This is a genomic window from Paenibacillus puerhi, from assembly GCF_009846885.1.
Taxonomy (GTDB): Bacteria; Bacillota; Bacilli; order Paenibacillales; family NBRC-103111; genus Paenibacillus_G; species Paenibacillus_G puerhi.
In genome coordinates, this window is record NZ_WUWM01000009.1 from 26,249 (window position 1) to 50,007 (window position 23,759).

Consider the following 23,759-nt stretch of genomic DNA (forward strand, 5'->3'; position numbering starts at 1 on the left):
GACAGCTTGAGACCGACCGGATGGCTAGCAAGCTGCATTTCAATAGAGAGAAGAGGAAGCTGAACTTATGAAATTGCTAAATAAAGGATACGTTTGGCGTCAGACGGCTGCGGCCGTATTGAGCTTGACGTTGGTCCTGCCTGCCGCCTTGCCGGCGGATGCGGCAACTTTGGTCATCGGAGGCAGCCCGGCAGAGCGTGCCAAGGAAGTACTGGAAAAGCTGGAGAGCCAGCATGTGAGCGCGCCGCAAGCGCAGAAGCTGTCCGACGCGGCGATCCAGGCGATGATCGAATCGCTGGGGGATCCTTATACGCAGTATTTCACTCCGGAGCAGTTGACGGAATTCGAGAATTCCGTGGCCAATCGCTACGTGGGCATCGGCGTACGGGTAAGCCAGCAGCCCGATGGCGTCTATATCGCTCAAGTGTTCGACGGTCCTGCGCAGCAGGCAGGTATTCAAACAGGCGATGTTATCGTCAAGGTAGGAGACCAGTCAGTCGTTGGCGCCCCGCTGAGCGAAGCGACCTCCCGCATTATGGGCGAGCCGGGGACGGAAGTGACGCTCCAGCTTATCCGGGACGGCGTTACGATCGAGAAAACCGTGAAACGGCAGCAGATACAAGTGCCTGTCGTAACGGGGCAGCGTTATGACGGGGGCGTCGTTTATATCAGGGTGACGAGCTTCTCGAGCGATGCGGATGAACAGGTATCGGTGATGCTGGATTTTTTCAAATCCCAGGGCGAGATCAAGAGCCTGATCGTGGACCTTCGGGATAACCCGGGCGGGCTGCTGGATACAGCCAAGGAAATGGCCAGACTTTTCGTCAAGGAAGGCACGCTGATTCATACCAAGAATCGTAACGGTCTGGATGAGCCGGTGACGTTCTCCGGGGGGACGACTCAGTCTTTCCCTGTCTTTATGATGGTAAACGGTAGCAGCGCCAGCGCTTCCGAAGTGCTGACCGGGGCGCTTCAAGATTACAAGGCGGCTACGGCTATCGGTACAAAAACGTATGGCAAAGGCAGCGTACAAAATGTCATTCCCTTGGATCATGGCGGCGCGCTGAAGGTCACGGTCGAGGAATACTTGACGCCGAATCAGCGGAAAGTGAATGCCGTCGGTCTGGAGCCGGACATTGCGGTGGAAGGCGGAGCGACTCCCGAGCTGCTGACTGCCCTGCGGACCGCGGGCGTCGGCTCGATCTCGCTGGAGCTTAAGCGGATCAATCTGTCCGTTAACGGCCATCCCGTCGAGGATTCGTTCCGCATCCTTCGCGAGAACGGCCTGACGTACGTCCCGGCACGCGTGCTCGCAGCGGTGCTCGGCGCAAAAGTGGAATGGAATGCGGCGGCCTCATCCGTTCAGCTCCTGTCTGCCGATGGCTCGGTCGTCTATACGCCTGAAGGCGCGGGCGGCAAGCTGCGGGACGGCACGATGTATATCAGTCTGGCTCAGGCGGCCGAAGCGTTCAAAACGCTGAAGTGGAGCGACGATGGACAGATCCTGAAGCTGGGCAGATAAAAGCTTCCAGAAGGTGTGAAGCGGACATAAACAGGCAATAAAGGGTAAGGAGCGGCGAAGATGGGGAACATCAAACTTTTAGACGATCATATTGCGAACCAGATCGCTGCCGGCGAGGTCGTGGAGAGGCCCTCCTCCGTCGTGAAGGAGCTGGTCGAGAATGCGGTCGATGCCGGCAGCACACGGGTCGACGTGTCGATCGAGGAAGGCGGACTCGCCCTCATCCGGGTGACCGACAATGGCTATGGGATGGAGCCTGAGGATGGAGAGGCGGCATTTCTCCGTCACGCGACGAGCAAGATTGCCAGTGCCCATGATTTGTTTGCGATCCGCACCTTGGGCTTCCGTGGCGAGGCGCTGCCGAGTATTGCGGCCGTGGCGAAGGTGGAGTTGGTTACTTGCGCGAATACGAGCGGACTCGGCAGACGCATCGTCATCGAAGGCGGCACGCTCGTCGACAAGTCTGACAAAGCTTCTTCCCGGGGAACCGATATCGCGGTGAGGGAGCTGTTCTATAACACGCCGGCACGGTTAAAATATATGAAGACGATCCAGACGGAGCTTGGCCATGTTACCGATTATATGTATCGGCTCGCGCTTGCTCACCCCGGCATCGCCTTCACCCTGAAGCATAACGGCAACACCCTGCTTCAGACGCTCGGCAACGGCGACCTGTTGAATACCGTGGCCGCCATCTATGGGACGGCCGTCGCCCGTTCGATGCTGAAGCTTGAAGGGGAGACGCTGGATTATAAGCTGACCGGCTTTATCTCCAAGCCGGAGCTGACCCGTGCCAACCGCGGGGGAATTACGACGGTTATCAATGGGCGCTACATCCGGAATTACACGCTGGCGCTTGCCCTACTGCAAGGCTATCACACGCTGCTGCCGATCAATCGGTACCCGATCGCCGTGCTGCATCTGCAGATGGACCCGGCGCTGATCGATGTGAATGTCCACCCGGCCAAGCTGGAGGCGCGCTTCAGCAAGGAGCAGGAGCTGATGCAATTCGTCGAGCGGGAGTCCCGCTCGGTGCTGTCCCGGCAGCGGCTTATTCCCGAAGCGGGACAAGGGGCTGTCCGCAAGCCGCGCGAGGCGCTTGTGCAGGAGCAGCTGGAGCTGTATCGCGGCGAGCAGCCGGGCCGTTCGCCCGAGCGGACCGAAGCCGCGTCGGGCAGCGCAGGAACAAGCGAGTCCCGCTGGCAGGCGAATTCTGGCGGGGGCGGGTCAGATTCTTCACTCGGGGCGGCCGTTCACGGCAGTAATGAAAGTACGCTCTATGCACGGACCAATCAGGGATTTGCGGAGACCGACACTCCGCGATCCGATTCCTTCGGCGCGAAAGACTCGGTACAGCGGGAAGCCCGCTATGAGCCAAGGCCAAGCGCGCGCTCCGAGAGCAGGCCGTCCGGCCGCGATGCGGCCGCCGCCTCCGAGGCGCTCGCGCGTTCGCTGACGCCGCGCGAGGAAGCCGTGCCGCCTCCGCTGCCTGCTTTCCCAAGGCTCAGCCCGATCGGGCAGCTGCACGGGACGTATATGGTGGCGCAAAACGAAGAGGGGCTGTTCCTGATCGATCAGCATGCCGCACACGAGCGGATCAACTATGAGCACTATTATGAGATGTTCGGGAAGCCGGCCGAGGCCAGCCAGGAGCTGCTCGTGCCGATCACCCTGGAGTTTACTGCCGCGGAGGCGGGCAGGCTGCAGGAGAAGCTGCCGCAGCTGGAGCAGGCGGGCGTCTATCTGGAGCCGTTCGGGGGCGCTTCCTTTCTTGTCAGAGCTTATCCGCACTGGCTCCCGCCAGGGGAAGAGCAGTCGCTGATCGAGGAGATGATCGAATGGCTGCTGTCCGAGAAGAAGCTCGTGGATATCGGCAAATTCCGCGAGAAGGCGGCTATTATGTGCTCTTGCAAAGCCTCGATCAAGGCCAACCAAGCGATGGGAACGCTGGAGATGGAAGTGCTGCTGGATCGTCTGGCCGCATGCCGCAATCCTTATACCTGTCCTCACGGCAGGCCGATCGTGGTCAGCTTCTCGACCTATGAGCTGGAGAAAATGTTCAAGAGGGTGATGTAGCGTTGTTCGTGACGACTTCCTATGAGCCGAACGGCGAGCAGCAAGAGCAGGCAAGGGCGCTGGCTCTGAAGTTTGGCGGACGCAGCCTGCAAAGGCGGCAGATGACGCTGGCTCAGCTGCGCGAACGCTTCGGCGAAGAGGACATATTGGTTATTACCAAGGAACGGCTGGAGTTCCATCATGCCGGCCGTCAACCGCTTTTTTTTCATCCCAGCACGGCCAGCATCCGGGTCAAGCGCCTGTTGAAAGGAGACCGGGACCCTCTTCTGGAGCTGTGCGGCACCAGGCCGGGAGACCGGGTTGTCGATTGCACAGCGGGACTTGGCTCCGATTCCATCGTCTTTTCGTTCGCTGTCGGTCCGCTAGGAGCCGTAACGGCGCTGGAAAGCGCGGAAGTCCCGGGCTATCTGCTCTCGGAGGGCATAAAGACCTATCATTCCGATGTGCCCGGGTTGAACGAAGCGATGCGCCGAATCGATGTTCAGACGGTGGATCATCTTGAATTTCTTCGGTCGCAGCCTGACGATAGCTTCGATATCGTGTACTTCGATCCCATGTTCCGGAAGCCGATCACGGAATCGGCTTCGATCCGCGCGATTCGCGGGATTGCCGATGACCGGGAGCTCTCCCTCGAAGCGGTGAATGAAGCGAAGCGGGTGGCCCGCCGGGTTGTTGTGTTGAAGGAGCATCGGGACAGCCGGGAGTTCGAGCGGCTCGGCTTCCACGTAGAACGGCGTCCTTCGACAAAAATTGCATATGGAGTGATAAGATGTTCGTAGCAGAAGAGCCGCCGGCAAGGCCCAGACTGCTGGTGCTGGTCGGGCCGACGGCTGTAGGCAAGACGAAGCTGAGCTTGTCGCTGGCTCAGCATTACGAGGCTGAGATCATATCAGGCGATTCTATGCAGGTTTATCGCGGCATGGATATCGGGACGGCCAAAGCGTCCAGCGAGGAGCTGGCGACCGTCAAGCACCATCTGATCGATATTCATGATCCGAACGAACCATTCTCGGTAGCCGAATTCCAGGATAGAAGCGTGCCTCTGATCCGCGATATCGACGGAAGGGGGAAGCTTCCGTTCATCGTCGGCGGGACCGGTTTGTACATCGAATCCGTCTGCTATAACTATCAATTCAGCGAAACCGGATCGGATGAAGCCTTCAGGGACGAGATGCAGCGGATCGCGGATCTCCAGGGCGCCGAAGCTCTGCATCAAAGGCTGCGGGAGATCGACCCCGAGTCCGCTCAGCGGCTCCATCCGAACGATGTGCGGCGGGTTATTCGAGCGCTTGAAATCTTCCAGCTGACGGGTGAGCGGATGTCCGAACAGCTCGGGCGGCAGAAAAGGACGACGCCCTACCGATTGTGCATCGTCGGGTTGACAATGGATAGAGCTATACTATATAAACGTATTGAAGAACGAATCGATCTGATGCTGGAGCAAGGCCTTGTGGAGGAGGTAAGCGGGCTGCTCGAACGCGGCGTAGATACTTCCGCGCTCTCTATGCAAGGACTTGGCTACAAGGAGATGGTAGCCTATCTGGAAGGCCGCCTGACGCTTGCGGAGGCAACGAATCTTCTGAAAAAAAATACGCGTCACTTTGCCAAAAGGCAGCTATCCTGGTTCCGCCATATGAAGGATATCGAATGGGTGAACGTGAGCGAAATGGCAGATTTTTCTACCCAGTTGCATGCCGTTCGTGGTATAATAGCAACTAAACTTAATCTGGACCGTTAACTATAACCGAGGGGGCCCATTGATGAACAAGTCGATTAACATTCAGGACACATTTTTGAACCAATTGCGCAAGGAAAGCATTCCGGTCACCGTATATTTGACAAACGGATTCCAGATCCGCGGAGTGATCCGCGCCTTCGATAACTTTACGATCATCATCGACAGCGAAGGCCGCCAGCAAATGGTTTACAAGCATGCGATATCGACATTCACCCCGCAGCGGGCCGTTTCGTTGATGCAGCAGCAAGACCCTGCAGGGGAGTAAGGGATAACCCGCGCAAACCTGCGAGCAACTTTTTGCCATCGAATCACGTCTATTCGCATAGAACCCACGAAGAGCAACCCGTACCTGGGTTGTTCTTTGTTTGAGTTGACGAAACATCAGGTTAATATTCAGTCAAACAGACACAGAAAGGGAGTCGGGGCATGACGGGAACAGGCAAGCAGACACCGGGCCAAGCGCCGAAGCAAAGATCTTCATCAAGCGGCACCAAGGGGAGCGGCAGTACCAAGGGCAGCGCCAAGGGAGGAAGCAAGAAGAAAAAGAAAAAAACAAGTGTGGGGAAGATCATCCTGGCGCTGTTCATCACAGGCAGCCTTGCCGCATTATGCGCAATGGGCGTTTATATTTTCGTAATCATCAACGGTGAAGATATCTATAAAGCAAATATTAATAAGCTGGAATTCAGCGAGGCTTCGCTTATTTATGACATCAATGAGAATGAGATCGGCACCTTAAAGGTCGAGAACCGCGAAAGCGTGGATGAGAAGGAAATTCCTAAGCTCGTCAAGGATGCGTTCATCGCGACGGAGGATAAACGCTTTAACGAGCATGTCGGTATCGACTTGCTTGGTATCGGCCGGGCGCTGGTAAAGGATATCATGGCCCGAAGCATGGTAGAGGGCGGGAGTACGATCACGCAGCAGCTGGCGAAAAACGTGTTCGTCGGCTCGGATAAAACCTTCTTCCGCAAGGCGACCGAGGTATCCATCGCGATGGCGCTTGAGCGGAATCATTCAAAGGAACAGATCCTGGCTTTTTACTTGAACCGGATTTATTTTGGCAACCGGGCTTACGGGATCAAGGCGGCTTCCAAGGCTTACTTCGGCAAGAGCGACTTGAATCAGCTGGAGATCTGGGAAGTCGCTACGCTGGCCGCGATGCCCAAAGCGCCCAATACGTATAATCCGATCAACAATCCGGAGAAATCCAAGGAGCGCCGCGCCGTCGTTCTGCGGCTCATGACCGACCAGGGTTATATTACGGAGCAGCAACGCTCCGAGGCTGCAGATGTCGAATATGTGATGAAGGCCTCCGAGGCCAAGGAGCAGTATCAGACTTACATCGACTATGTGCTGCGCGAAGCGCAGGAGATGCACGGATTCGATGAGGACCAGCTGCTGCGGGGCGGATATCATATCTACACGAACCTCGATCCGAACGCTCAAAGCATCATGGAGCAGACCTATGCGAATGCGAAGTTCTTCCAGAAGGACGGACCGTCGCAGAAGATGCAGAGCAGCATGGTCATTCTGAACAATACGGATGGCGGCATCGTGGCGATGATCGGCGGCAGAGATTATCAGATTCGCGGGTTGAACCGCGCGGTGATGCAGCCCCGGCAGCCCGGCTCCTCCTTCAAACCGCTGATCTCCTATGCGCCGGCTCTGGAGCTGGGGAAATATTCGCCGTATTCTCGTCTAAAGGATGAGCAGCGTTCGTTCAACGGGTACTCGCCGCGAAACTGGGATGGCGTCTACCGCGGAGAAGTAACGATGATCGAAGCGATCAAGCGCTCGGCCAATATTCCGGCGGTCGAAGTGTTGAATGATGTCGGAGTAAGCAAGGCCAAGTCCTATGTGAAAAAACTTGGGATTCCGTTCGACGATAAAGGCGACAGCAACCTGGCTATAGCGCTGGGCGGCATGACGCATGGGGTTACGACGCTGCAGATGGCGCAGGCCTATACCTCTTTCCCAAACAATGGGAGCGTGGTTACCGCTCATGCCATCAATAAAATCGTCGACGATACCGGTATTCGCGTAGAGGTGAAGCCGGAGAAAACCTCCGTGTGGAGCGCCAAGACAGCCTGGAATATGACGCAGATGCTGCAGACGGTCGTGGAGCCCGGGGGTACGGGTACGGCAGCCAAATTCGACCGTCCGGTAGCCGGCAAAACGGGGTCGACCCAGCTGGAGCTGAAGGGGCTGGAGAAGTATAATCGCGATCTGTGGTTCGTCGGGTACACGCCGGAATGGACAGCGGCCGTCTGGATGGGCTTTGACAAAACCGATACGAAGCATTACGTTTCGATGAGCAGCGGCGCGCCTGCGGCGATCTTCAAGGAAGTGATGCAGAAGTCGCTGGCCAAGAAGCCGATGACCAAGTTCACGAAGCCGGAGGGCGTTCAAGACCTGAAGGAACCGCCGAAAACGGTCGGCGACCTGAAGGGGGAATATGTGGCCGAGGGGCGTAAGGTCAAGCTTAGCTGGACCGGAGTCGGCGAGGGCACGACGTATCAGGTGTTCCGCAAGGACAGCAAGTCGGAGGAGTTCCCGAAGGAACCGATCACCACGACGACGCTGACAGAGGTCAATGATATCACGGCGATTCAACCGGATACGTACGAGTACATGGTTGTCTCGGTCAATCCTGAGAACAACGTGGCGGGAGGAAGCTCCAACGTGGTCAGCGTGACGGTAGGGGATCCTGCTAATCCGGTGATGCCCGGGCTGCCGAATGACGGCAACGAGCCGATAGACCCGAACGCTCCGGGCGGACAGCTGCCTGGCGCAGGCCAGCCGGGCGGCGGTGTGACAGGACCGGGAGGAACGACTCCGGGCACGGGCACAGGGACTGGTGGCGGTATGGGCAACGGAAACGGAATCGGTAACAACAACGGCAACGGCAACAACAACGGAAACGGAATCGGTAACAACAACAGCAACGGCAACGGCAACAGCAACGGGGCAGGCAGTGGCAGCGGTTCGGGTACGACTCCAGGAACAGGCACTGGTACAGGAACTGGAACTGGTACTGGCACTGGTACAGGAACCGGAACTGGAACCGGCACCGGCACCGGCACCGGCACCGGCACCGGCACCGGAACTGGAACTGGTACAGGAACCGGAACTGGAACTGGAGCGGGCGCTGGTACTGTTACTGGAACTGGAACTGGCACAGGCACAGGTACCGGAACAGGCGCCGGAACTGGCACGGGAAGCGGAGTTGGAACAGGCGGATCAGCCGGTACTCCGCCGGCGGGCAATCCGGTCCCTTAATGGATCGGGGTGCCCGGCCGCAATGAGACAAATGGTGTGCATTTTATTCCAGTCCCTTTCTGTAGTATAATTTTGGCGAAGCAAACAACAAGACTCAGATGGAGATGAATCTAACGATGAAGATCAGACTCGCCCGTACGACTATCGGACTCGCGCTAACATCCTTGCTTCTGGCAGGAATAGTTTCGGCTTGCGGGACGAAGCCAGCGCCCGCGGACCAGACTAATACCGGGGCTGGTACCAATACGCCAGCGCAGAACGGGCAAACCGAGCCAAAAAAGCCAAAGAGCTGGACTTCTCCTCCAGCGATGACGATCGACGCTGCCAAGACGTATAAAGCAGCCGTAACCACGTCCCAGGGAACATTTACCATCGAGTTGTACCCGAAGGAAGCACCCAAGACGGTCAACAACTTTGTGTTTCTGGCCAGAGAAGGCTTCTATGATAACGTCGTGTTTCATCGGATCATCCAGTCGTTCATGATCCAGACGGGCGACCCGAAAGGAAATGGCGCGGGAGGTCCGGGTTATAAGTTCGAGGACGAACTCAAAACGTCGCGCAAGTATGAGCCGGGAATTGTCGCCATGGCGAATAGCGGACCGAATACGAACGGAAGCCAGTTCTTTATTTGTACCGGGGAAGACAGCAAAAACTTGAATAGAGATCCTAAATACACGATATTCGGCAAAGTGACCGAGGGCATGGACACGATTCAAAAGATCGCCGCAACACCGGTAACAGCAGGTGGCGACCCAGTGCCAAGCGTTCCAACGGAAAAAATCGTCATTCAGTCGATCGCCATCACAGAAAAGTAAGTCCCGGGGAGCAGCGTGAGACATGATCACGCTGCTTTCGGGTTTTATGATTTCAGAGAGAAGGAAACGAATCCAAGCTGTTTGCCGTCTAATGAAAGGAGAGAGGGATGATGGAGAAGCACGGCTGTCTGCTGCTGCATGGATTTACAGGCGGTCCCTTCGAAGTGGAGCCGCTTGCCGAGTATTTACGGAGCCTTGGATACGAGTGCCGGGTGCCGACGCTCCCGGGTCATGATCAGGAGCTGCATGAATTAGGCCGGGTTAGCTGGAGAGACTGGCTTGATGCAGCGGCAGGCGAAGCCTATGAGATGAGCCGCCGATATACGACGATGGATGTCATCGGTTTCTCGATGGGGGGATTGCTGTCCGCTTATGTAGCGAACCGGTTTCCTGTACGGCGTCTCGTGATGCTGAATGCAGCCGCCATTTACGTCAGTCCGATGATGCTGATCCGGGATCTGGCCGAACGGATAAAGGAGCATGATTGGGAGCACTGGGGCCGTGTCAAGAAAGTTCCCCTTCCGGCCACTTTTCAGTTTATGAAACTGGCCCGTTACGCCAAGCAGTGCGAGCTCGGACGAGTCGCTGTGCCGACCTTGATTGCCCAAGGGCAGAAGGATCAGATCGTTCATCCCCGAAGCGCTCGTTATATTTATAACCGGCTTCAGGGAGACAAGGAGCTCGTTTACTTTGCTCAGTCCCGGCATATGCTCTGCTTTGAACCCGATGCGCCGGAGGTATTTCGGTCGGTCGGTCGATTTCTCTCTCCGAGCCATACCTTTTAATAGGAGATAGGAGCGAATTATGGGACGGAAGGATCGTATCGGATGGAGGCGGGCTGCCGGTCGGGCGGTCCGCTTGCTTGCCCTTGGCTTGCTGATGGCTATCCTGGGGGTAGGCGGCATACAGTGGCAGATGAGTGCTATGCCGGACAAGCCGCTTGACCCTGTAGATGTCGGGATCGTCCTTGGGGCGGCTTTGTGGCAAGATGAGCCCAGCCCGGCGCTGAAGGAGAGACTGGATCGTGCCGTCAAGCTGTACCTGAGCGGGGTCACTCCACGGCTTATCGTCAGCGGAGGGTACGATCATGAGGATTCGCTGATAAGCGAAGCGGAAGGTATGCGCAATTATCTCGTCAGAAAAGGAGTAGCTGCCGAACATATCGCGCTGGAGCAGGCATCGCGAAGCACCTATGAAAACTTGAAATTCAGCCAAGCGGTTATGGAGCGGCATGGCTGGAGCTCGGCGGCTATCATTACCCATCGGTATCATGCGCTGCGTGCGCTGGACATTGCCCGCTATCTGGGATATCGGGATCCGGTAGCGTCGCCTATGGACTCGGACGTCCTGATGATGTCCTGGCACAGGTCCCGTGAAACGCTTGCCATCTATAAGTGGGAGTGGGATAAACTGCAGCTCGCCGTCGGCCGGGAGCCGCTGGGCTGATGGCGGGGAAGGCGCTAAGATGTTAATATTACTGCAATTATGCTATAATGCTAACAAAGACGTACTCCCAGAAACGGGGTGAGCACATTGCCATTCAATATCGGAATCGGCGGATTGTTACTGATTCTTGTCGTTGTTCTTCTCCTGTTCGGTCCGTCCAAGCTTCCTGAGCTCGGCCGAGCGGTCGGACGGACGCTTACGGAATTTAAGGAATCTACCCGCGGCTTGACGTCCGGGGATAAAGAGGAAGAGAATAAAGAAGAGAAGAAGTCGTAAGTTGTTTCTTTACACTGGGCGTCATGCCGGATGAAGCAGCACCCTACAAGGATAAGCCGTTCGCGGACCCTGCGATTTTGCAGTCTGCGGCGGCTTTTTGCTGTTCCGTTCTCTAGGGAAATCGGCAAAAGCTTTGAGCTAACGGGAGTAAGTGATTTCGGGGTATAACATAAAGCAGCACGCTGCTCGGGATTTTTAGGTTAGCTTTTCCAGAACAATTGGTTAAGAACGAAGCAACTGCGTTAAAATGATTGGGGCTTTTGTTCAGGGTTTCAAAAAATACCTACGCAAGGAAGTGGTCTCCGTGGCTACTTTCTTTTGCTATTCAGGATGCTAAAACGCAGCAATAATATAGCTTGCCATTACAGACAACGCGGTGAACCGTATCATCGCTAATGGTAAAGCATAAAGTTGCGATAAGAGTGGAAGCAGAAATGCTAATCCGCATGTAAATGCTAGAGCCATTTAAGATGTTTTATTTAATTGTTATATTGCCAGAAGTTGTTTGCAGTTGCACATTAAATGAGCCATCCCCCGTTTGTCCCTGTGTCTTTCTGTTATTTTGTTGACGGTTTTCCAAAGGAATAGCAACAGATCGTCTTCCACTACCTGATTGCAAAAGCCAGTGTATATTGGAGTCTTTGTCTTCAAGATTAAAAAGGAGGTTGCCACTTTTAATAGAAACATTTATGTCTCCATTTATTTCTAAATAGTCAAGCGATACATTTCCGCTGCTTCCTTTAATATCGAGTTTATTCGTGTTCAGATTTTTTATCTTTACGCTGCCGGAAGAACCCTCAATCATTACTTTTCCCTCATAATTGGTCGGAATACGGATGGATAGCTGAGGCATTTTCCTGATATTAACATGCGTTTGATATCATTCTTAAGCCGAATTTTGATTTTTTGTTCCCCTCATCTGTAACAATTACCGGTCCATTATTGTTCATAAGCAAGGTAGCTTCAAGTGACTCAATATCCGCTGATGATTACTATTGACATTTGGTCTAAAACTTATAGACTATAAATATGGTCGATATCTTATAGACCGAGGAGGGGTAAAATGAAAGGATACAAACTTACAGAAAGCGAAGTAAAGTTTACCGATTTAATCTGGCAAAACGAACCGATTGGTTCTGGTGATCTTGTGAAACTATGTGAAAAAGAAATGAATTGGAAAAAGTCCACAACCTATACCGTGCTGAAAAAGTTGTGCGATAAAGGGTTTTTTCAAAATAAAAATTCAGTAGTTTCATCTTTGATTACAAAGGATGAATACTACGCAAATCAAAGCTTACGTTTTGTTGAAGATACCTATGGAGGGTCATTGCCTAAATTTTTAACAGCGTTTATGGGAGGGAAAAAATTAAGTAACCGCCAGGCGGAGGAGCTGAAAAAGCTGATTGATGAACATAAGGAGGTGTAATCATGAGCGAACTATTTCTGTCTGTTTTAAATATGAGCCTTACAGCAAGCTATGTCTTTCTTGTTGTGATAGTAATCAGATTACTACTTAAGAAAGCCCCGAAGGTCATCTCTTATGCCTTATGGGGTGTGGTAGCTTTCCGACTTGTTGTTCCATTCACATTTGAGAGTGTATTTAGTCTGTTGCCAAGGAATGGGGATAGCAATCCTATCCCTCCAATCCCTCAAGGCAGTATACTTCAGCAAAGTCCGCAGATTAATAGTGGGATAGAGGTGGTCGATTCATTTGTAGGTGGAATACTGCCGGCACCGACTGTTGGAGATAGCGTAAATCCTTTGCAGATCTACACACAGATTGGATCATATATTTGGGTATTAGGTATAATTGCATTGCTGATTTATAGTCTGGTATCTGTATTACTCCTAAAGAAACAGCTTAAAAACGCGCAATTAATAGAGCGGAATATCTACGAAGCTGAAAATTTAAAAACACCGTTTGTGCTTGGCTTGATGCGACCCAAGATTTATTTGCCCGTTGGACTTCATGCTAAGGAGCGCAGCTACATCCTGCTGCACGAACAGACTCACATTAAACGATTTGATCATATCATTAAGCCGCTAGCCTTCTTGGTATTGTCTGTTCACTGGTTTAATCCTCTTATATGGGTAGCATTCATGTTAATGAGCAGAGATATGGAGTTTTCCTGTGATGAACGTGTACTGAAAAAGATGAATTCTGATATTGATATAAAAAAATCTTACGCGTCATCTTTATTATCGCTTGCTACTGATAGACATATTTTGAATGGAAGTCCGCTTGCTTTTGGTGAGGGAAATGTAAAAGGGAGAATTAAAAACGTGTTAAATTATAGAAAACCAAGGTTCTGGATACTTGCTTTCTCCATTGTCATCATGATAGCCGTGGGGATTGGATTGATAGCAAATCCTAAAATTAATGGGATGGATGAATTAGGGCATATTACTGGCTCAAAGAATACACCATCAGGTGAAGAAGTTTCTTTTGAACTACCAGAGAAATCAGCAGCAGAAATATTAAGATACCTAGCAAATCAACAATTCTCAATTAAAGGAAATGAAATTAGTAATGATGATCAAGAAACCGTTGTAACATTTGGAATAGCTTTTTTAAATTTGTATACCGGGGCTGTTGCAGAACAAACAGCAGTATCATTTAAAAACTACATCTCTAATGAGAATCTTCTTAAATTTACAAATAAAATGTTGGAGTTAGAACAAAAAAGGGAATTAAACGGAGGATCTGGTTTGGTTTTCGGTTTAGAAAATGAAATCAAGGAAGCAGAGTTCAAGAAACATAATGGAGATGTCTACTACGTAAGATTACTTTTTTCGAACCAAGGGTCAGTAAGGACCCTCAAAATGTTAGTTCAAGCTGAAAACAAGACATTAAAAATTGACGATTTGTACTTTGGATACAAAGATGGAGTAGATACTATTGTAACAGGACATCCTGCTGATAGAAAACTTCATGATCCCAAACTATGGGATGACCAAGAATGGGTTGATGGCGTTTTTGAAAAGCTTGCACAATTTGAATCTGAACTGAACTCTTGAGCATGCAGAAATATAAGGCTGACTTATTATTTTATGGCGAAGTCCTCTTGCAAAACGGAAGACTTCGCCCTTTGAGTGTTACGGAGAACCGTACCACAAGTGATGGTACACACGATCACCATTAGGAAAGAAAAAGTACTTGATAGTGACTTTATTAGTAGATTAAGGCGATAGTGATAATCGTGCAACGGATATAAAGTGTTAGACTGTGAATTGTTGAAACCTTTGAGCCACAATATCGGCAGCTTTCTAAAGTGATTTTTTGACTGATCTATTAAAATACAAACAGCGGCGAACTAAGACATTAAAATAAAGTCTTTGACTGCCGCTGTTTTTTTGAACTAACGTTCCTGTTAAGACTTACAGGTCGACGAGTTATCGTGGTACGTTCAAGATTTGGTGATTATCCGCATCAACAGATCGATATCGATGGGCTGGTAATTTTCATCTCCCTTGATATTGACTGTCATCAGCCCGGTAAGCACCATTAAAAAGCAGGAAATGAGCTTTCTCGGATCGTCTGCAACAATTTCACCGGCATTCTGTCCCTTGATGAATAAAGGCTCCAATTGATCGACATATGTATTCATGGAAAACTGCTTGATAAGCTGTTTGGCTTCTTCAGGAACGCCATCCGATGTGCGCGCCTGATGCATGAGCAGCCACGAGAGCTGCCCATCCTCGTCCAAAATATGCTTCGTTAAAGCTCTTATCTTCTCTATGGGGGACCCAGGTAATTTATCGAGGTTAGCCATCTCGGAAACCGACTCTTGTGCGGCTTCCTTAACAAGTAATGTGAAAAGCTCGTCTTTAGATGTGAAGTAACGGTATAGAAGGCCTTCGCTAACGCAGGCTTCTGCCGCAATCATGCTCGTTTTGGTCCCGACAATCCCTCGCAGGGCGAAGATCTTCAGGGCAGCCCTCATAATTTGTGTTTTTCGTTCATTACCTCGGTTCTGCAGTGTTTGTCCTTCATTCGAAGGCGTCATTATCCTCACTTCCTTATAAAATTCGCTTATTTCCATTGTACAATGTTTCTATTATTAGCACAAAAAAACTAAGGGCCAGCTATCCCTCTTTAGTCAAAAGGCGATAGCCGAACCCTGTCTGGATGTCTTATTTTTCTACTGATCGTTCAGTTTGCTGCTTTTTCTGCGGGGATTCGGCTATAAGACCTTTTTCTATTAAGAAAATCGTAATGAATGCTAACCCTGCCGGAATCAATATCCACATAAAGGTATGAGCGATTGAAGTGGACAATATGTCTGTTAACCCTCGCAAGACCTCTTCAGGAAAACGTTGTCGCAATTCGGGTGTAAGCATCTGGTTCAGATCATTCACTTGTAGATCGGAGATGCTTTTATCCGCGTTGCCCAGCCTTCCGGAAATCGTATGGTTCTGTATGACTCCATAAATCGTTATGCCGATGACCATTCCAAATTCGCGGGTAAAATTCAGAGTAGAATTAATCACACCGTGTTGAGCCGGATTGACGTTATGGACAGCTGCCAAATAAAGCACAGAGAAGGAAAAACCGATCCCTAGTCCTGTCAAAATCATAATAAATGTCAACATTAAGCGAGGTGTATCTACCGACAAAGAACCGAGAAGATATACGCTGGGAAGAAGTAAGATCCCGGACAGGATCATTACAGAACGGTAGCTGAATTTAGATACAATCACACCGCCGAGAATGGAAGATACGGATAATCCAATAACCATAGGAAATAAAACTAATCCTGAATTCGTGGTCGTCCCTCCAAACACTCCTTGGACAAAGATGGGAATAAACATAATTGGGACTACAAAATGACGCCGTACAGAACCATTAATATATTCCCTGTTGTAAAGGCTCTATTTGCAAACATTTGAAAAGAAATGATCGGTTCCGCTGCCTTCTTTTCTGCAATAATAAACAGGACAAAAAAGATTGCAAAAACAAGAAATAGAGTCAGGATGTAAAAAGAATCCCAAGCGAGCTGTTGACCTCCAAGCTGCAAGGCGAACATGAGACTGACCACCGAGATCACAAGCGTCAGCGCCCTACTGCCTAGAGAACTCGATACGTTGCGGGAAACTTAAACCATAATTTACTAGCCCCCGAAATAGAAAACACATACAAACCAATTTTGATGGTTACAGAAGGGAGTAACAAAAAAAATGAACGAAGAAATAACAGAGCATGAAAGGTTCCTAATGGAGGAACTAAGCATGGCCAACGATACGATTCTACGAAATGCTTATCTGTTAGAGGACTTTATAGACATTCTTTGTGAAACAGAACTACTGGCAGCATTCAAGGAGTTTCAGCACCAAAAGGCAAGAAAGAAACAGAAGGAAGCAAATTGACCCATTGGGTATTAGGTAGTATGGATTTGGTGGATAAAGTACTGAATAAGATAGAAGAAGATGTTTCACAGGACAAGCTGCCATTAGAACTGCGTTTTAATGAATTGAAGTTACAGGTAGAGAACAAAACGAAACAAATTGATTCGTTAGACGAAAGGTATTTGAACGGAGAGATAAGCTCCGATGACTATAATCGGCTCATAACCAAGGCACAAAGTCAACTAGCCGAAGCAAATGAACTCCTAGCAAAGACCGAACGCAAATTAACCAGATTAGATCATGGGAGCCAGATCAATTCACAGATGGTTGTTGAGATACTTAAAGACTTTGACTCATTATTTGAGGTAGCGGACGATAAGGAAAAGAAAGTACTGATTCGCTCTGTAATTAAGTCCGTCCATGTTTCAACAGACAGAAAGAAGCTGGAGAGAATATCCCTTTGGATTGGTGATGATTTAAGTGTACCAGCAAGTTGTGAGCGCAGAACCGTATCACAAGTGAGGCGAATGTCAATCTATGTTTAACGATATTATATAATAGAAAAGTTTATTAATTTCAATAACTTAATAAAAGCTTCATCAAATCCATCAATTGTTTTAACAAATCATTACTACAATTGGATTGTTTGAATAATATGGAGGTGTCATCAATTGAAAAAACGATTAGCAAAATCAGCAACAAGAATTATGCTTAGCGGCAGCATCTTGGCCGGGACGTTTGTTGTGCCGGGAGAAGTGAAGCCTGTAATTGCAGCCGAAGCACAACAAGCTTCCTCCATTTATATTGCACCGATCGACAAAGCGAAATTTCTCGCCGGTTCGATTTTCGATTTCCGGGTGGAACTAAATAACCTGACCTCGATGCCAAAAACAGTCACAATCAAGATTAATGGCGAAGACGCACAAAAGGTAATCGGCAAAAACTTTGTAAAGACCAATACGGACAAAAGCGAAGAGTACACGATCCGCGAAGTGACGTTCAAAACCCCTGGTAATTATACCGTATCCGTTGAAGCGGACGGCATGAAGAAATCCGTTACATACGAAGTTGTACAAGCTGATCTGGGCGGCAAAAAAGCGAAAAACGTCATCTTCTTCGTAGGCGACGGCTTGTCTCTGCCTGTACTCACCGCCGCTCGTATCCTGTCCAAAGGAAACACAGAAGGTAAATATAACGATTTGCTGGAAACCGAAAAAATGGCTGAAGTTTCCGGTTTCGTCAATACATCGGGTATGGATTCCATTGCCACTGACTCGGCGAACAGCGCGAGCGCTTATAATACCGGTCATAAAACCGTTGTAAACGCGATGGGGTCTTATCCGGATAATACTGAGGATACGTTGGACGATCCCAGTGTAGAAACGCTGGCCGAAATCGTGAAGCGCGCAAAAGGAATGTCCGTCGGCGTCGTATCTACAGCCGAAATCGAGGATGCCACTCCTGCGGCCGTTGTCGGCCATACCCGCCGCCGCAGCGATTACGTGCCGATTGTCGACCAGTTCTACAAATTGCAGCCGGAGGTCATTCTCGGAGGCGGCTCTGCAACGTTCCTGCCGCAATCCGTTCCGGGATCCAAGCGTAAAGACGAGAAAGATTTTTTCCAATTGTTCGAACAAAGCGGCTATCAGGTTGTTGAAAATGCGACGCAACTGAAGAACGTTTCCGGTGACACGAAAAAACTGCTCGGCTTGTTCCATACCGGCAACATGGACGTATATTACGACCGTTCCACAAAAAATGAGGCTGTGCTGAAAGGCTTCAACGATCAGCCGACCCTTTGGGATATGACGGAAAAGGCGATTGAAGTACTGAGCAAAAACGAAAACGGCTTTTTCCTGATGGTTGAAGGAGGAAGTATCGACAAACAGCTTCACCCTCTGGATTGGGAGCGCGGCGTGATGGACGCTATCGAAATGGACAAAGCCGTAGGTGTTGCAAAGCGGTTTGCTGACAAAAACGGCGAAACTTTGATTGTTGTTACGGGCGACCATGCTCACTCTATGAGCATCGGAGGAACGTATTGGGAAGGCGACGGAAAATCCGGAAAAGACGCAGCGCGCGTTTACGAAGAGGCCAAGTTCCCGTCTTATTATGACGGCGACGGAGACGGTTTCCCGGATACATTGGATGTCGACCGCAAGTTGTTTGTCGGCTTTGGTATTAAGCCGGATTATTATGAAGACTACCGTATGGATCCGGTGCCGACATCCCCGGCTGTGAAAAACAAAGACGGCGATTACGTAGCAAATTCTGTGAAGCTGGCTAACCCTCAAGATCCGAATAAAGACCGTTTCCTGCAGGTCGGTAATCTCAATGCTTCTACAGGTGTTCACACTGTAGATGACGTTCCGATTTTGGCCGGAGGTCCGGGAGCGAAATATTTCAAGAATACGATCGATAATACGGAAGTTTTCTTTGGCTTCGCCAATGCCTTGGGCCTGAATTTGACAGGCGCGAAAAACGACGGCCAAAACTGGATCACCCTGCGTGAAGCTGCAGCCACCATCGGCGCAACCGTCAAGTATGATGCGGCAAGCGGACAGGTTCAAGTAATGCTGGGCGACAACACGATCCGGATTATCCCGTCTTCCGGTAAAGCAAGTAAAAACGGTAAAGATATTGCGCTAGACGTGAAATTTGAGAACGGCGCGACTTACGTCTCGAACCAGTTCCTGCTCGAGCTTTTGGCGAAGTAATACGTTTTTTCCTCTATCCCGAATACAGGAGGCAGTGCCATGATAAAAGCACGCGCAAGCTGGAATGCCGCGCTGCTCAGTTTGCTGCTGCCCGCCCTGTTGTCCGGATGCAATCCATCGTCTTCCCCAGGGAAGACGATGGATGTATCTTTTTCGGGCACTGCGGCGGTGGATAAGGTTGCCCCCGAAGGATCGGCAAATCCAGTCAAAGCGGTAAGCGTCAACTCTGCACCGGTATCAGGAGCGACGGACTCCTCTGCCGAGGCCGCCGGACAAAAGCAGGAGCAACCTGCGGAGCAGCAGCAACAGACAGAGCAGACACAACAGACACAACAGACGCAACAGACACAACAGACGCAACAGAAAGAACAAAACCCGCAGAAGGTCGCGGATAGCGTCAAGCCGGTGATGCAGCAATCCCCGGAAAAAATAAATACTGAAGGACAGACTCCTGAAAAATCAACAAACACGACGATTCTCGATAAATTACAAAATGGGAACAAGCAGCAGGATAATATATTAACCTTTGATCAGCTTTATTCCCAAGTCTCTGCCAGAGGACTGAAAATGTCGGATAAAGTGCTGAAGCTGGCGGACAAAAAAGTGGAAATGACGGGGTATATGGCCCCGCCGTTAACTGCGAAAGCGAGTTTTTTTGTACTGACCAAGGTTCCGCTGGCCGTTTGCCCGTTTTGCTCATCCGATGCCAATTGGCCTTCCGATATTGTCGTTATTTTTATGCCGGAAGGAAAAGAAGTCAAGCCGACGGAGCATCTCGTCAAGGTGACGGGTACCTTCAGCGTCGGATCGCAAACCGATGAAGAGACAGGGTTCGTAAGTTTACTTCGTATTTACGCAGACAACGTCGAGGTGATCAAAAGCTGATGCTTATCGTGAATCAAGTAACGAAAACATATCCCGGAGAGAAAAAAGATATTACCGTTTTGCAAATGGAAAGATTTGAAATGCGCCGAAATGAAAAAGTGGCCCTGATCGGTCCGAGCGGCTGCGGAAAAAGCACGTTCCTGAACATCTTGGCCGGGTTGAACCGACCGACTTCGGGCACAGTGAATCTGCTCGGTACCGACATCCTGGGCTTATCCGCTTCCGCGATGGACAGATTTCGCGCCCGGAACATCGGTTATATCCATCAAAATTTCAACCTGATTCCCGGCTTTACAGCTCTGGAAAATGTCTTGCTTGCTATGCAATTCGGCAATACCCATCCGAAGAAGGATCGCAAAGAGAAAGCGAAATCGCTGCTGGCGATGGTCGGGCTGGAGCACCGAATGGGACATAAGCCTGAACAGTTGAGCAACGGAGAACAGCAGCGTGTGGCCATTGCCAGGGCTCTTTCCAACAAGCCCGCACTTGTACTTGCCGATGAACCGACGGCTAGCCTGGATCCGGAAAATACCGAACTGGTGATGTCTTTATTGCTCCAGGCATGCGATGAGAATCAAGCGGCTTTGCTGCTGGTCAGTCATGACATGTCGATTGCGGAGAAGATGGAGCGGACTGTTGCTCTCTCACGTGCCGCTATCCGCGTGGGCCAGGAGGATAAAACATATGTCCCTGCTTAGTATCGCGTGGCGGAATCTGATCAACCGCAAAATTCAGACGATAGTTACGATTGTAGTTATCGCTGTCGGCGTTGCCATGACCTTAAGCGTGTTTCAGCTTACCAGCGGGATTAAGGAAGGGATTGCGAATGCCAGCGAGCCCTACGGGTTATTGGTCGGAAGCAAAGGCAGCGCAAACCAGCTTGTGTTTAATACGATTTATTTGATGGACACCCCTCTGGGGAACTTGCCGCATTCCTATTTCGAAAAGCTCAATAATGATCCCCGAATTCAAACGGCCGTTCCTTTTGCTTTGGGAGACAATTTTAAAGGATTCAGACTTGTCGGAACAAGCGAGCCATTTTTTGAGCTGCGGGTAAAGCCGAAGGATCCTCCGTATTTTCAATTATCCGAAGGCCGGATTTTTAATGAGCCATACGAGGCCGTCCTAGGTTCGCATGTAGCTGAAACCTTAAAACTGAAGGTTGGTGACGAATTTGTCTCCAGTCATGGTGTCGTTTCCTCATTAGACAAGAACGATACCCATTCCCGCAATCCTTATAAGATTGTAGGCATAATGAAGTCTTTGAAAGCTCCTGCCGATAAAGGCATTTATGTGAATATGGAAAGCTATTGGATTAGTCACGGTCAAGGCGAACATGAGGAAGCCGAGGACAAGAACGATGAGCTTGCGGAGAACGATGAACATGAAAACGAACATGGGGTTACCGCGGTATTGGTTAAGCCGAATAGCTACTCCGATCTGATGAGACTCTATCAGGAAATCAATAATAGCCACGAAGCGCAAGCCGTATTACCCGGGCAAGTACTAGCCAAAGTATTTGATATGATAGGCAGCGGCGAAGCGCTTTTAAGGGCCATCAGTTATATTATTTTGGCGATGGCCGGGTTTACGATCCTGTTGTCTCTCTATAGCTCGGCTTTGGAAAGAAGGCGAACGATAGCGATCCTAAGGTCGATTGGAGCCGAACAATCCACTGTGTTCGGGATAGTGCTGCTGGAATTTGTCATTGTTGTTTTCCTTGGAGCAATTGCCGGACTGGGCTTGGCGTTTCTTGTTTCTTATACACTAGCGTACTTTGTTGGCGAACAAAGCTCGATCAACCTATCCGTAAAGTTCACTATCGAGCAATTGTGGCTGCTGTTAGCGGTTTGTCTTGCGGGATCGGCCGCCGGCATGGTACCTGCCATAAAGGCTTATCGTACTGAGGTAGTCAAGTACTTGAACGCACAATAAAGGTTGAATCGATGGTGACTTTATGAAACGGCTGCTTACACTACTGGTGATTTTCGCATTAGGATTTATTGTGCTCTTTCAAAGCTTGCCCGGCAAAGAAGAACACACCAAAGAAGAACACGCCACAGTTGGCTTCAAGGCCCCTGAATTCACCCTTTCCGCACTGGATGGCAAATCGTATTCGTTGGAAAAATTAAGAGGGAAACCTGTTGTAGTCAACTTCTGGGCCTCTTGGTGTAGTCCATGTAAGGATGAGGCTCCGGAATTGGTACGTCTATACAAGAAGTTCGGGAACCAAATCGAAATTTTTGCCGTAAATCTTGCCAAGATCGATAGTCTGCCTGAGGCAACCGCTTTTTCGGAAAAGTACAATCTCCCGTTCCCAGTTCTTTTGGACGAAAAGGCGGAAGCTTCCCGTAAATACCGTCTACGAGCGACTCCGACCACCTACTTTATTAGTAAAAACGGAATTATCGCCGATATGTTGATTGGCCAGGCTGACCCTGACAAATTAGAGAAGAAGTTCGCACAGCTTGTCGAGTAAATCCACAAACCATTAAACGTTCCTTTTCTAGCATTTCATTGTCTGGGTGAGGATGAGGAAATCCAGCAGCGAGGAAGTTATATTATTTCACACTGATCGTCATATCGATCACGATAACGCCTCCGGATTTTATATCGGATATTCTCGTCATCATACCGCTGTTAATTCTGTATGAGTTCAGCGCACGTTATCCAAGTGGGTGTACAAAAAGAAGCTGGCAGCCATGTCAGCAGCATGACAGCATTTCGTCGGTCCCAGAAGAGCCGCCGAAGCCAAAATCTAACCATAGGAGAGAGCCAGCGGCCAAGAAGGCGCTGGCTTTTTTCTGTTTTGCTTGCCCTTAACGCGTCCAGGCTCACATGCGAGTAGAATGTGCGATCTGGAGGGTCTAGGCAAACGACTTTCCTCGTAGTACGATACGTTACATACAGGAAGGGGGATGGCCGTGATTCGCGCGGTGGTTTTTGATTTTGACGGTCTGATTCTGGATACGGAGTCGGCTGAGTTCGAATCGTTTCAAGCTATGTACCTGCAGCATGGGGCCGAGCTGACGATCGAGGTGTGGGGAGCTTGTATCGGCACAGCGCCCGGCGTTTTCGATCCTTACGAGGATCTGGAGCGGTGCTTGGGGCGGCCTTACGACCGCGAAGCGGCGCGCATGCAGCGCAGAAGCTACTATGCGGACAGGATGGCGCAAGCGGACATTCGCCCGGGCGTTCGTTCTTATTTGGAAGAAGCGCGTCGGCTCGGCCTGTCTATCGGACTTGCTTCCAGCTCGACTCGGGACTGGGTGACCGGTTATCTCGACCAATACGGGCTTCTCTCGTACTTCGAGGTCATACGAACCCGGGACGATGTGAGGCAAGTGAAGCCGGATCCCGAGCTGTATGTGCAGACGCTGGATGCGCTCGGCGTAGCCCCCGGTGAAGCCATCGCGTTCGAGGACTCGCCTAACGGCGCTAAGGCGGCATGGACAGCGGGGATGAACTGCGTCATCGTTCCGAATGCCGTGACCGGTCTTCTTTCGTTTGGCCCGCATCATTTCCGGCTGAACTCGATGGCGGATACTCCGTTGGCTGAGGTGATTCGCAAGCTTCAGGAACAATTTTGAAAAAAAGCGGTGCGAAGAGTACAATAGACAAAGAAAACAGACACAATCCGCCCGGCTTGTGCGTAT

The 23,759-nt window shown here is 50.5% G+C and carries 24 protein-coding genes and 1 pseudogene; 21 read left to right on the plus strand and 4 right to left on the minus strand.

Annotated features, from left to right (window positions below; all coding sequences use genetic code 11):
• Positions 1-67: 67 nt before the first annotated feature.
• From GSF01_RS09800 to tatA, 10 genes are all read left to right on the plus strand, one after another.
• Entirely contained in the window at positions 68-1,522 is a 1,455-nt protein-coding gene (locus tag GSF01_RS09800; protein WP_159883389.1) for a S41 family peptidase, read from the plus strand.
• Between the two features lie 60 nt (positions 1,523-1,582).
• On the plus strand, positions 1,583-3,598 hold the full coding sequence (mutL, locus tag GSF01_RS09805; RefSeq protein ID WP_159883391.1) for a DNA mismatch repair endonuclease MutL: 2,016 nt from the start codon (positions 1,583-1,585) through the stop codon (positions 3,596-3,598).
• A gap of 8 nt (positions 3,599-3,606) precedes the next feature.
• Positions 3,607-4,377: a class I SAM-dependent methyltransferase gene (locus GSF01_RS09810; protein WP_407945758.1), complete on the plus strand. Its 771-nt coding sequence runs from the start codon at positions 3,607-3,609 to the stop codon at positions 4,375-4,377.
• Entirely contained in the window at positions 4,368-5,336 is a 969-nt protein-coding gene (miaA, locus tag GSF01_RS09815) for a tRNA (adenosine(37)-N6)-dimethylallyltransferase MiaA (protein ID WP_159883395.1), read from the plus strand. The genes GSF01_RS09810 and miaA overlap by 10 nt, the downstream gene beginning before the upstream one ends.
• A gap of 22 nt (positions 5,337-5,358) precedes the next feature.
• Positions 5,359-5,601 (plus strand): RNA chaperone Hfq, encoded by a 243-nt coding sequence (gene hfq / locus GSF01_RS09820; protein ID WP_159883397.1) that lies wholly within the window; start codon positions 5,359-5,361, stop codon positions 5,599-5,601.
• A gap of 161 nt (positions 5,602-5,762) precedes the next feature.
• Entirely contained in the window at positions 5,763-8,618 is a 2,856-nt protein-coding gene (locus GSF01_RS09825; protein ID WP_159883399.1) for a transglycosylase domain-containing protein, read from the plus strand.
• Between the two features lie 116 nt (positions 8,619-8,734).
• A complete protein-coding gene (locus tag GSF01_RS09830; RefSeq protein ID WP_159883401.1) occupies positions 8,735-9,433 on the plus strand; it encodes a peptidylprolyl isomerase in 699 nt (232 codons plus the stop codon).
• A 107-nt stretch (positions 9,434-9,540) separates the two neighbouring features.
• A complete protein-coding gene (locus tag GSF01_RS09835) occupies positions 9,541-10,218 on the plus strand; it encodes an alpha/beta hydrolase (protein ID WP_159883403.1) in 678 nt (225 codons plus the stop codon).
• A gap of 19 nt (positions 10,219-10,237) precedes the next feature.
• On the plus strand, positions 10,238-10,879 hold the full coding sequence (locus tag GSF01_RS09840; RefSeq protein WP_159883405.1) for a YdcF family protein: 642 nt from the start codon (positions 10,238-10,240) through the stop codon (positions 10,877-10,879).
• An 87-nt stretch (positions 10,880-10,966) separates the two neighbouring features.
• The gene (gene tatA / locus GSF01_RS09845; protein ID WP_159883407.1) at positions 10,967-11,155 is read left to right on the plus strand and encodes a twin-arginine translocase TatA/TatE family subunit; all 189 of its coding nucleotides are present in this window, start codon (positions 10,967-10,969) and stop codon (positions 11,153-11,155) included.
• A 475-nt stretch (positions 11,156-11,630) separates the two neighbouring features.
• Here the strand turns inward: tatA and GSF01_RS09850 are convergent, their stop codons facing one another.
• Positions 11,631-11,960 carry a DUF4097 family beta strand repeat-containing protein gene (locus GSF01_RS09850; protein ID WP_159883409.1) on the minus strand — a complete coding sequence of 110 codons (330 nt, stop codon included), beginning with the start codon at positions 11,958-11,960 and terminating at the stop codon, positions 11,631-11,633.
• 258 nt (positions 11,961-12,218) lie between these two features.
• Between GSF01_RS09850 and GSF01_RS09855 the strand changes: the two genes are divergently transcribed.
• Together GSF01_RS09855 and GSF01_RS09860 are read left to right on the plus strand one after the other, a co-directional pair.
• A complete protein-coding gene (locus GSF01_RS09855; protein ID WP_159883411.1) occupies positions 12,219-12,581 on the plus strand; it encodes a BlaI/MecI/CopY family transcriptional regulator in 363 nt (120 codons plus the stop codon).
• Positions 12,582-12,583: 2 nt separating this feature from the next.
• Positions 12,584-14,173 (plus strand): M56 family metallopeptidase, encoded by a 1,590-nt coding sequence (locus tag GSF01_RS09860; protein ID WP_159883413.1) that lies wholly within the window; start codon positions 12,584-12,586, stop codon positions 14,171-14,173.
• 389 nt (positions 14,174-14,562) lie between these two features.
• On the opposite strand, the gene GSF01_RS09865 is transcribed toward GSF01_RS09860, so the two are convergent.
• From GSF01_RS09865 to GSF01_RS09875, 3 genes are all read right to left on the minus strand, one after another.
• Positions 14,563-15,162, minus strand: coding sequence for a TetR/AcrR family transcriptional regulator (locus tag GSF01_RS09865; RefSeq protein WP_159883415.1), 600 nt, complete (start codon positions 15,160-15,162; stop codon positions 14,563-14,565).
• Positions 15,163-15,289: 127 nt separating this feature from the next.
• Complete coding sequence (locus tag GSF01_RS09870) at positions 15,290-15,967, minus strand: MFS transporter (protein ID WP_159883417.1); 678 nt, start codon at positions 15,965-15,967, stop codon at positions 15,290-15,292.
• Positions 15,968-15,975: 8 nt separating this feature from the next.
• The gene (locus GSF01_RS09875; RefSeq protein WP_159883419.1) at positions 15,976-16,182 is read right to left on the minus strand and encodes a hypothetical protein; all 207 of its coding nucleotides are present in this window, start codon (positions 16,180-16,182) and stop codon (positions 15,976-15,978) included.
• Between the two features lie 202 nt (positions 16,183-16,384).
• Here GSF01_RS09875 and GSF01_RS09880 point away from each other — a divergent pair, with 202 nt between their 5' ends.
• The 9 genes and pseudogenes from GSF01_RS09880 to GSF01_RS09920 all read left to right on the plus strand — a co-directional run bounded on the left by GSF01_RS09880 (position 16,385) and on the right by GSF01_RS09920 (position 23,693).
• Positions 16,385-16,522, plus strand: coding sequence for a hypothetical protein (locus GSF01_RS09880; RefSeq protein WP_159883421.1), 138 nt, complete (start codon positions 16,385-16,387; stop codon positions 16,520-16,522).
• Positions 16,519-17,046 carry a hypothetical protein gene (locus tag GSF01_RS09885; RefSeq protein ID WP_159883423.1) on the plus strand — a complete coding sequence of 176 codons (528 nt, stop codon included), beginning with the start codon at positions 16,519-16,521 and terminating at the stop codon, positions 17,044-17,046. The genes GSF01_RS09880 and GSF01_RS09885 overlap by 4 nt, the downstream gene beginning before the upstream one ends.
• A gap of 126 nt (positions 17,047-17,172) precedes the next feature.
• Entirely contained in the window at positions 17,173-19,218 is a 2,046-nt protein-coding gene (locus GSF01_RS09890) for an alkaline phosphatase (protein ID WP_235941384.1), read from the plus strand.
• A 39-nt stretch (positions 19,219-19,257) separates the two neighbouring features.
• Positions 19,258-20,103, plus strand: coding sequence for a hypothetical protein (locus GSF01_RS29300; protein ID WP_201305354.1), 846 nt, complete (start codon positions 19,258-19,260; stop codon positions 20,101-20,103).
• A gap of 80 nt (positions 20,104-20,183) precedes the next feature.
• A complete protein-coding gene (locus GSF01_RS09900; RefSeq protein ID WP_235941385.1) occupies positions 20,184-20,801 on the plus strand; it encodes an ABC transporter ATP-binding protein in 618 nt (205 codons plus the stop codon).
• A complete protein-coding gene (locus GSF01_RS09905) occupies positions 20,788-22,038 on the plus strand; it encodes an ABC transporter permease (RefSeq protein ID WP_159883427.1) in 1,251 nt (416 codons plus the stop codon). Before GSF01_RS09900 ends, GSF01_RS09905 begins: the two co-directional genes overlap by 14 nt.
• A 22-nt stretch (positions 22,039-22,060) precedes the next feature.
• Entirely contained in the window at positions 22,061-22,582 is a 522-nt protein-coding gene (locus GSF01_RS09910; protein ID WP_159883429.1) for a TlpA family protein disulfide reductase, read from the plus strand.
• Between the two features lie 68 nt (positions 22,583-22,650).
• Positions 22,651-22,820: pseudogene (locus tag GSF01_RS29605) on the plus strand (twin-arginine translocase subunit TatC); the annotation flags it as partial.
• 207 nt (positions 22,821-23,027) lie between these two features.
• Positions 23,028-23,693: an HAD family hydrolase gene (locus GSF01_RS09920; protein WP_159883430.1), complete on the plus strand. Its 666-nt coding sequence runs from the start codon at positions 23,028-23,030 to the stop codon at positions 23,691-23,693.
• Positions 23,694-23,759: the final 66 nt, after the last annotated feature.